General features: G+C 36.7%; 10 protein-coding genes. 5 read left to right on the plus strand and 5 right to left on the minus strand.

Annotated elements, in window-relative coordinates; genetic code table 11:
* Positions 1 to 944: hypothetical protein (locus tag QVB70_RS04230; protein ID WP_287583721.1), on the plus strand; the 944-nt coding region annotated here is incomplete at its 5' end.
* A 91-nt stretch (positions 945 to 1035) separates the two neighbouring features.
* Here QVB70_RS04230 and QVB70_RS04235 read toward each other — a convergent pair.
* Both QVB70_RS04235 and QVB70_RS04240 read right to left on the minus strand, forming a co-directional pair.
* Positions 1036 to 1383 (minus strand): DsrE family protein, encoded by a 348-nt coding sequence (locus tag QVB70_RS04235; protein WP_287583723.1) that lies wholly within the window; start codon positions 1381 to 1383, stop codon positions 1036 to 1038.
* 53 nt (positions 1384 to 1436) lie between these two features.
* Positions 1437 to 2045, minus strand: a complete 609-nt coding sequence (locus QVB70_RS04240) for a hypothetical protein (protein WP_287583725.1) — start codon at positions 2043 to 2045, stop codon at positions 1437 to 1439.
* A gap of 68 nt (positions 2046 to 2113) precedes the next feature.
* Here QVB70_RS04240 and QVB70_RS04245 point away from each other — a divergent pair, with 68 nt between their 5' ends.
* The 4 genes from QVB70_RS04245 (at position 2114) to QVB70_RS04260 (ending at position 6378) form a co-directional block, all read left to right on the plus strand.
* Positions 2114 to 2953, plus strand: a complete 840-nt coding sequence (locus tag QVB70_RS04245; protein ID WP_287583727.1) for a sulfite exporter TauE/SafE family protein — start codon at positions 2114 to 2116, stop codon at positions 2951 to 2953.
* Between the two features lie 290 nt (positions 2954 to 3243).
* Positions 3244 to 4560 (plus strand): phosphatidylserine/phosphatidylglycerophosphate/cardiolipin synthase family protein, encoded by a 1317-nt coding sequence (locus QVB70_RS04250; protein ID WP_287583729.1) that lies wholly within the window; start codon positions 3244 to 3246, stop codon positions 4558 to 4560.
* A gap of 322 nt (positions 4561 to 4882) precedes the next feature.
* Entirely contained in the window at positions 4883 to 5686 is an 804-nt protein-coding gene (locus tag QVB70_RS04255; RefSeq protein WP_287583730.1) for a hypothetical protein, read from the plus strand.
* A 107-nt stretch (positions 5687 to 5793) separates the two neighbouring features.
* Positions 5794 to 6378 carry a putative immunity protein gene (locus QVB70_RS04260; RefSeq protein WP_287583732.1) on the plus strand — a complete coding sequence of 195 codons (585 nt, stop codon included), beginning with the start codon at positions 5794 to 5796 and terminating at the stop codon, positions 6376 to 6378.
* Between the two features lie 5 nt (positions 6379 to 6383).
* On the opposite strand, the gene QVB70_RS04265 is transcribed toward QVB70_RS04260, so the two are convergent.
* The 3 genes from QVB70_RS04265 to QVB70_RS04275 all read right to left on the minus strand — a co-directional run.
* On the minus strand, positions 6384 to 6797 hold the full coding sequence (locus tag QVB70_RS04265; protein WP_287583733.1) for a metalloregulator ArsR/SmtB family transcription factor: 414 nt from the start codon (positions 6795 to 6797) through the stop codon (positions 6384 to 6386).
* Between the two features lie 118 nt (positions 6798 to 6915).
* Positions 6916 to 8025 carry a bile acid:sodium symporter gene (locus tag QVB70_RS04270; RefSeq protein ID WP_287583734.1) on the minus strand — a complete coding sequence of 370 codons (1110 nt, stop codon included), beginning with the start codon at positions 8023 to 8025 and terminating at the stop codon, positions 6916 to 6918.
* A 439-nt stretch (positions 8026 to 8464) separates the two neighbouring features.
* A partial coding sequence (locus QVB70_RS04275; protein ID WP_287583735.1) for a hypothetical protein occupies positions 8465 to 8985 on the minus strand: 521 nt, incomplete at its 5' end.

Here is an 8985-nt window from a genome sequence, read left to right on the forward strand (position 1 = left end):
ACATACTTCAATATAGAGCAAAAAGCGCAATGGTCGTAAGACTATATTCTGATGACGATCAATCTATTGCATTAATTGATTGTGGATCCAAAAACTTACTTTCTCTTAGAAAAGACGATTTTTCAAAAATCCGCCGCATCTATATCACTCATACACATTTAGATCACCTCAACCCCGTATATTTTGGTTGGGTTCTTCGTAAGATTAAAAAAGCTTCTGATAATCCAAAGGTGAAATTGTTTTATCCGCCTGAGAAAGAACGTTTCTTAAGACTTTTTATCAGAGCTTGTTTTTTAGGAAGGATTCCACGGTTTATAGAATTTCTAAGTGACGATGAAAAAAACCAACTATTTTTTCAATCAGATGAAATTAAGAAAATAGATGAAATTCAAAATACCGAAGTTTGGGCATGTAGAGCAGCACATAGAACACCTACTCTTTGTTACGCCTTCAAAAATCTTAATTTAAAAATCACATTCCCAGTAGATACCATTGCGGGTTTTCCTTCGATTCAGAAATTAGGACAAAACTCGTGTATTTTCTTTCATGAAAGTACCTTTCCTAACAAAAATAAACGATGGGCGCAAAAGAGTATGCATTCTACACCATCTACTGCTGTGATTGATGCTCTAAGAAGCAATTCAAACCATCTTGCATTGACACATATTGCCGATATGCGATTTGGTCACAGATCATTATTTAAAAAGACTCCTAAAGACATTGAAACGACTGAAGAAGCGATATTAAAACAGGCTGCTGAGAGACTCACTTTAGAATCAATACCCTTTCAAACAAAAGAATCCACAAAGGCTATTCTAGAATTGAAAAATCATGTGAGGACAATTCTAGTTGTAAGAGATTTAGATACATTCGTCTTTAAAAATAAACGACTGCTCGTCAGACGTAAAGCTACAAACTTCAGAACTCGATACATACAATATTAAAGAATAAATACCTTTGATGAAAGATGATTCTACTTTACTCTATTGAGCAACATTCTATTTGAGTTCTAACTCTTTAAGAATGATAGATTAATTAAAAAGTGATTATGTGTCGACCTTCCTTCAAATATGTCGTTAACGGTACTCCCATATATTTTACATCGATGCCTAGGTCTTCGAGTTTTGCTGAAACTCCAAAAAGGTCTGAACACTTTTTGCATGCTTCTAATATCACTCCAGCATCTCTCATTTTTTGTAAGTATTCTTGTAGTTCGACATCAACACTCAATAACTTTGCTGATGGACCCCAAACAATAAAGCGAACATCTTCCCACCAATCTTTCAATTTTGAATTCAAAGTGTACATGAAGACCATTTTAAGTGCAACTTCGCGATCTCCGCTACTCCAAACTACAACGAGACTATTTTCCCTTTCCGTCATTAATTCAACTCCAAGTATTTGCAATTTGTTGAATATGATAGTTTTTGAGGTATTTATAAGGATTCTATTTTATCTGCGGCCTGTTTTACCTCAGGTAGCGCTCCAGGCATCGAGGCAGACTGAATAATCATCTTTTTATATTTTTCAAAATGCTTTGCCTTCAGTCCAAATATATCACATACATCTTCAGACAACAGATCTAGGTTTTGTCTAGTAGACTGGATAATGATTTTTGACACTTCCAATATTGAGGGTGCTAGTTTTCTTTCTGATTTTGGTGTTCCAAAACACTCCTTCACTACATTCTCTGCATCTTCAGTCGTAGTAGTGGCATATACTTCTATTGTAAGTTCTTGCTCTTTAGAAAATATAGAATGAACTATCATTATTAGCGATCTATCTGAAGATTTAATTTTGAGGCTACCAGTTTCCTCCATTTCTTCAGATGTAACTTCAGTTACGTCCTTTAGACAATTTAAACCCTTGTTAATTTCTTCTTGCGTTGAAAATTCGTATTTTAATTCTTTCATTTTTTCACCTTTTTCTTCCTTTTGCCTGTCATCCGTCCCCATCGTCGAAAGCGTGGGACCTCCCAGGTTCGGTCTCATGCACAAGAACGTGTTCTCCGCATAATGCGAGGTATTCCTCGCATTGTAATCCATATAGATACCACAACTATAAAAACTATTATTATGACTTACAGCGTATTGATTAAAATCTGGGATAAATTATGGGATTACTTATCTATGTGCTATTAGTTATAACCACTCTAATAATCGGCTTCATTTCAGCTATGCTTGGTATTGGTGGAGGTATCTTATTGGTGCCTACTCTGCTATTTCTTGGTTTTGATGCACGTCAAGCCGTAGGAATTAGTATCAGCGCAGTAATGTTTACAGGAATTTCATCTTTTATTGAATATTTTAGACAGAGGAGGGTCGACTGGAAACTTGGGCTGCTTTTAGAATCAGTAACTGTTCCAGGCGCAATTCTTGGTGCGTATACAACAACTCTTATATCGACGGTCTTTTTGGAAATTCTTTTCGCACTCCTCCTGCTTATCAATTCAGTCATTGTTTTGAAAGCCAACAGCTCTTGTGAAATCGAAATCAATAGTGACGCGGGACAACATATTACGGCTGGACACCACCGTTTTTTTTACGTCAGAAGAACTCTAATAAATAGCGATGATAAGAATGTTGAATATATTGTAAATTTAGCTCTCGTACTCCCCGCAAGTTTTTTAGCCGGTTTCGCTGCTGGGTTTTTCGGCATTTCAGGCGGTGTTTTGAAAGTCCCTGTATTAATTGCTGGTGGACTTCCTGTGAATTTAGCCACGGGAACCTCAAGCCTTATGGTTACTATAACCGCCTTCGCGGCGTTTCTTACTCATGCGTCACTGGGGCATGTAAATTATGTATATCTTGTGTTTATAGCACCGAGTTTAGTGATAGGTGCACAAATGGGCGCACGATTCTCTCACAGAGTCTCTGCTACGAACTTGCGATATTTTATTGCAGGTTTGTATATTCTTTTGGCAGGCCTTCTTGTGCTACGGTATTTTGCATAAGAAATATTTTCAAAACTGCGAACCCTTTGAGGCACGCATTAGATCACAATAACAATAGATCAATACTTTATCTTCTTTAATTAATTGAAAATGATAATCCAGTCGTTTATCTGATTTAAGGTGCGTCGTTTGAAAGATCAGATAATTATTAGCTAACCCATTTATCATTCTAGCCTTAACATTTCTGCCTCCATCAGTCTTTTATAGCAAATTCGTTCAGAACAATTGATACAGACTTAAATATTCACAGCTCATACATAATATTTAAGTCTTAAAAAAGGTGAAAATTAATGCGAAGGAAATATCTATTTGTAACAACACTAACACTAACGCTACTATTCACTGGAGTTATTTTCACACAATTAGCTACAGCTTCTAACTTTTCTGCCACAAAGCATTCTGGTAATATGGAGGTAACATGCTATACATCCCCGGATTCGATTTACGGCGTAACGATAGATGCGTTGGATAGCGCAGACGAAGAAATTGACCTATGCATTTATGCCATTTCTAATACATTCCTCCTAAACGCTCTAGTCGATAAAATGAACGAAAATCCCTCCATTATAATTAACGTGATCGTTTCATACCGTCATGCATCAGGATTTGAAACCTCAAATACAAGAGGCGCACTCTATTATCTATCACAAGCGGCAGATGACGCAGGTGCTACAAACGTAAATTTGTTTGAGTCTTCAAATACGTATGACTTCACTCATGCGAAGTACATTATCATAGATCAAGAAGTTGTACTAGTCCAGAGTGCGAATTGGGCGAAGACGAGCGTTCCAAAAGATCCCAGTTACGGTAATCGCGAATGGGGAGTGATGATCAAAAACAGTGATGTCGTCAACTACTTTCTACAAGTTTTTAACAACGATATGGGTATAGCTACACCATACTTTGAAGATGCTGATCATGAAAAAACCTTTTCAGAAAGTGTGTCTTCTGGCAGTTATTCAAAGTCTTTCAGTTCAAAGAAATATACAGGAAGCATGACCATTCAAACTATCGTTTCACCAGATAACGATGTCTCTGCGATAAAATCGCTTTTGCAGTCCGCCACAGACACTATTTATGTCCAACAAGCTTATATTAAAACTGAATGGGATGGCAGCTCAGATGAGTTTTTGGATGAACTCGAAGCTGCTGTGGATCGTGGTGTCACCGTTAAAGTAATCATTGATAAACAACCATCTGGTGCGGCAGATTCGGCAAGTTATATGGCATCTGAAGGAATCGAAGTGGCATATTCTAGCAGTGTTTTTGAATATTGTCACAACAAAGGCGTTATTGTAGATAACTCAATTGTTTTGATCTCAAGCATCAATTGGTCCTACGAAGCGGCGAATGAAAATAGAGAGGCAGGCGTCATTATTTTTGACACAAGCGTAGCAGGATTTTTCGTCGATGTTTTTGCGTACGACTGGTCAAATGCTGAAATAGTAAGCGGTGAATCTTCAATTGATACGTCCCCTGGTGAAGGCGGTGGTACTGGAGATGCTGGAGATGGCGGTACAGGATTCTGTTTTGGAACTTTGCTTCTTGGACTTATCCCCCTTATTACGCTAGTAACGATGATTCTGCGTAAGAAAAGACAAAAATAGAAGACTATCTTTAACTACTTACCCCTATTTTTTATTTCCCCTTATTAGAGGAAGATATCTTTGCGCATTGTTCATATATTGATCTAATGTCCTTTAATTTTTTCGTTTCTGTATCCATGTACAAAATAAAGATAGAAGACCTCAATATCATATAGAAATAGAATTGTGTATAAATCTCTGAGAAACTTTAAATTCATGATTTCATAAAAAAAATATGAGAGATAAACTTTCCAAATGTATAATATTGTTATACAGATAGCAAATTATATGTATTTTAAAGAAAGTTTCTGAAATTATCGTCAATTTAGAGCGCTACTGGGGTGTGTTTGAAATTCAAGATGTCCTCGAATTTCCAACTCTTTTCTGGATACTTGAACTTTATATTCCAGATTATGAGAGTCAAATGGGATCCTTTCAACTTGAAGGATATATCCTAGCTACATCGAAACAAGTATGGAACCTTATATCTACCAATGAAGAGACTGGAGAAACATTAGTTCGGTCTTGTCTTATAGGACCTGCAGTAATGTATGGAAATATGTCCGTAGGTGGTCGACCAATTCCAGAGGTTAAGACAATTTCCGGAGTGATTTTTGATAGCACTGAACTTAGGCCAGACAAACCAACCCCGCTTGTTGATATTATAAGCCCTGATGTTATTGATCCTACTGCAAAAGCTGATGAGGAGAAGATCACAAAGGAAATTCGAGTCATAGAATTAGCAAGAGGCCAAAAAATGGCAGACGAAGTCTTAACAAAGGTACAAAACAATCACTTAATCCCTAAGAGATTATTGGGGAATTTGGTGAAAAAAACGTTTACCGTGAAGACGACTTCAGGAGTTAAGAACGCTAAAGTTTGTCTGGGAGGTCTCCACAGTGACAAATATCGCCTTTTCGTGGACGCAATTAAGTCAGGAGAACTTAGAGTTCCTGAAGGACGCCTAATTTTGGATGTTGCACAAAAGAAGTTAATAACATTTGAAAAGAACAATTTATCTCATTATGTCATAGTTGAACTCAATCCAGTTCTGGATCCGAATATAGATGCTTTTGATCAGTTTGTTGACGTCTACCATTCAACCCTCGAATATATGCTGGGAACAGAAGAGAATTATTTCTTTTAATTCAAACTGGAAGTTCTTCGCTTCAGTTTTTTTTACTACAATTCTAATTGAAATAGTGGTTAAACTAATTCCCCAGCAAAGAAAATTAAAAATTAAGGAGAAAAATTATGAAAAAACTTTTGGTTACAAGAGAAAGCGCCTGCTTACGGCCAATTAGGGAACTGATTGAAAAGCAAAAGCATAGGACGTTGGTAGTATGGAGTATTGAATGTGCCGAGCGCATACTTCCGATTTTTGAAGAGAAGTATCCCCAAGATGAGCGACCACGAGAAGCTGTTGAAGCAGCAAAAGCATGGGCGCGTGGAAAGATAAAAATGCCAGTGGCCAAAAAGGCTGCCCATGCTACACACAATGCCGCAACCGCAGTCGCCGAAGAAGATCCCGCTGCTTGTGCTGCTGCTCGCGCTATGGGACACGTTGTTGGAACTGTCCATATTGAAACGCACGCCATGGGTTTTGTTATGTACACGATTACTGCATTTGTATATGCTGCTGAACAAAAAGACGCTGATGATGTGATTGCTAAAGAATGTAATTGGTTGTATGACCGTTTACTATACTGGGAAGCAAATATTGACAAAGTAGATACAACGTGGGCATCCTTTCTATTAAAAGATGATGTTCCAAACAAGGAGGCACTTTTAAGACAAAAGAAAGAACAGGAGTTACAAAAAGTCAATCATCAAAGATAAATTTCCTAAATGGCTGGTAGAACACTAACCTTGGAATTAACTAATTCTTCAGCAAATTTAAAAAGTTTGGCAACGTGATCTGGTTTTTTTACCTCATAAAACGTCCATTTTCCTTTCTTAAAGCCTCTTATTAGTCCTGCGCTCTCTAAAATACTCAGATGATGGCTCACAGTCGATTGTGTCACCTCTAGCACCTCAGTAAACTCACAGACGCACAATTTGCGATTGAGTAACAGTTTAACAATTTTCCATCTTTTATGATCCGATAATGCATTAAACAATTGGAGTAGTTTTTCGGGAACCTCTTTATCTAATTGATCATTTAACGCTTTCAGCTCTTTTGCATAAACTTCGGAACTTTTTGAAGGGCATTCTCCCGAGTCAATAAGTCTTTCTAATCTTTCACTTTCTATCGGCATGTTAACTCACTTCTTTCATTTGAGATGTATAAACTTTATTTGCTTCAAGATATAATCGTTCATTTTTCTATTAAAGTAGATAAAATAAAAAAGGGATGAAGTTAGGGAATTGTCGAACCTATAATGTAACAGAGGGATCATCAACAATTTCACATGCATCTAATGCTGATTCCGGCCATTTCCAGAACCCTCTTTTGCCAAGATATTTTCCTAAATAAACTAAACCGAGCATAATGGGAACTTCCCAGAATAATCCCATTGTAGTTCCTAAGGCGGCAAGTGAACCGACACCATACATTGTAACAGCCGTAGCAATCGCAATTTCAAAGTGACTTGAAGATCCAATAATTACCGTGATAATTGCTTCCCTGTAATTAAGACTGAATATTTTCGTAATCAAAGTATTGAAACCAACGACTATAGCAAAGCCTAGCAGCAAAGGTATTGACACTAAGACCAGAAGGTCAGGATTAAGCAGCAATACATTTCCATTTAAAGAAAACAGCACCACCAAAGTAGTTAATAGTGCAACAATAGATACTTTTCCAACAAAAGGGCGGTAAATATTATCGAACCACTCTAATCCCTTTAAGGAAACAATTGCTCTTTTGCTAATGATTCCCAGACTCATAGGTAATCCAATAAACAAGACCACTGACAGAATAAGTAGCAAGTAATTAATTGGGATGTTTTGGATTCCTGTGAGAAGCGCAACTATTGGAACAAATAGGATCATTATAGTGACCGTATTTAGGCTAGTATTGACCACGTTTTGTTCTTGGTTTCCCTCACACATCCAGCCCCAAACTAAGACCATAGCAGTACAAGGTGAACTCGCTAGTAAGATTACAGCTACTATTAATTGCTCAAATCCAGCGAGAAATATCCTTGCCATTAGAAATCCAACGAAAGGGGCAATAATCCAATTTGAAATCAGAGTTAGAATTATCGGTTTGGGATTTTTACCTAGTTTTTTAATCTCTGAAGTTTGGAGATTGAGCATTGCAGGATACATCATTAAGAACAGGCAAATGCCAATCGGAATATTAATACTAGCAAATTGCCACGAATCAATGGTTGTACTTATCGCTGGAATTATTTGAGAAAGCACAATGCCAGCAACAATGCAAAGACCTACCCAGACGGTAAGATATCTTTCAAAATAATTAATTGATCGACCCATTTCTTCCTTTACTTCAACTTGACCTTGTATTTGTTGTGTATTCATTTCGTTTACACCTGCTTTAATACCTCTATGTAATTTTCTGTTAATTTCATATCATAAGAGGATCACACGCCCCCGTTAAAGATTTGTTCATCAATTCGATTCAGGAAAACTATTGATGAACTTGGGTATGATAATGACAATGTCATATTTAAAATTTTCGATATGTATCTAAGCTGATCGATACAAATGTAAGAGTTACCTAAACTTCTGCTTCAAAACTGACGTATACCACAAAACCGTGGAGTATATGCTTTCACTCTAAGAGAAATATTTATGGCGCCAAAAATTGGTGGAACTTCTACTGGATGGTTTTATTACTTCCCTATTACTTCCCTATTACTTCCCTAATATACAATTAAATACCTAAAAAGAGGAGGTTTTCTATTACAGGAAATTCCGTGGATTAAACTCGTCCCTTATCAATGAAAAAGGGGATTATCTAAATGAAATCTATAAGTTGGTCTTCAAAAACGTTTTTTAACCACCATTCTATACTTTCTAAGACAGCATTATAAATGTAGTCTTTGATCTTCTGAGGATCATGCTTGAGATATCCATATTCGATAGAATTTTTTGCATTTTTAACATAAAGTTCTAAAATTCTGTCAAGCTGTTCATCAGTAGTATTTTCGATTAAACTCTGTTTTTCTTCAAGGAGAATCGGATGATATCTTTCTACTAATTTTAGGACGTTTTCATGTAATTTTGGCTTAATTTCTTTCACAATAATGTCAAAATCTATACATTCTACCTGTTCCCTTGCTTTGCACGATTTACTGTAGGTTTCGTCAATTACACCAAGTTCTTTGTTTATACATTCTCCTATTTTATGTTTCATCCCGTAAGCGAGTTGAAAAGACAGATGATGTGCTCTAGCAACTTGATTTAGGTGTTCTACCTCAGCATCACATTCTTCCTTTGTTAACATCGGAGAAATACTGCTACCGTTGATACATACAT

It is taken from the genome of Candidatus Borrarchaeum sp. (assembly GCF_019058535.1).
Lineage (GTDB): Archaea > Asgardarchaeota > Sifarchaeia > Borrarchaeales > Borrarchaeaceae > Borrarchaeum > Borrarchaeum weybense.

Coding starts and splice junctions, on each gene's coding strand:
- QVB70_RS04235 (WP_287583723.1), bottom strand. CDS start 1,383: ATGACGGAAAGGGAAAATAGTCTCGTTGTAGTTTGGAGTAGCGGAGAT.
- QVB70_RS04240 (WP_287583725.1), bottom strand. CDS start 2,045: ATGGATTACAATGCGAGGAATACCTCGCATTATGCGGAGAACACGTTC.
- QVB70_RS04245 (WP_287583727.1), top strand. CDS start 2,114: ATGGGATTACTTATCTATGTGCTATTAGTTATAACCACTCTAATAATC.
- QVB70_RS04250 (WP_287583729.1), top strand. CDS start 3,244: ATGCGAAGGAAATATCTATTTGTAACAACACTAACACTAACGCTACTA.
- QVB70_RS04260 (WP_287583732.1), top strand. CDS start 5,794: ATGAAAAAACTTTTGGTTACAAGAGAAAGCGCCTGCTTACGGCCAATT.
- QVB70_RS04265 (WP_287583733.1), bottom strand. CDS start 6,797: ATGCCGATAGAAAGTGAAAGATTAGAAAGACTTATTGACTCGGGAGAA.
- QVB70_RS04270 (WP_287583734.1), bottom strand. CDS start 8,025: ATGAATACACAACAAATACAAGGTCAAGTTGAAGTAAAGGAAGAAATG.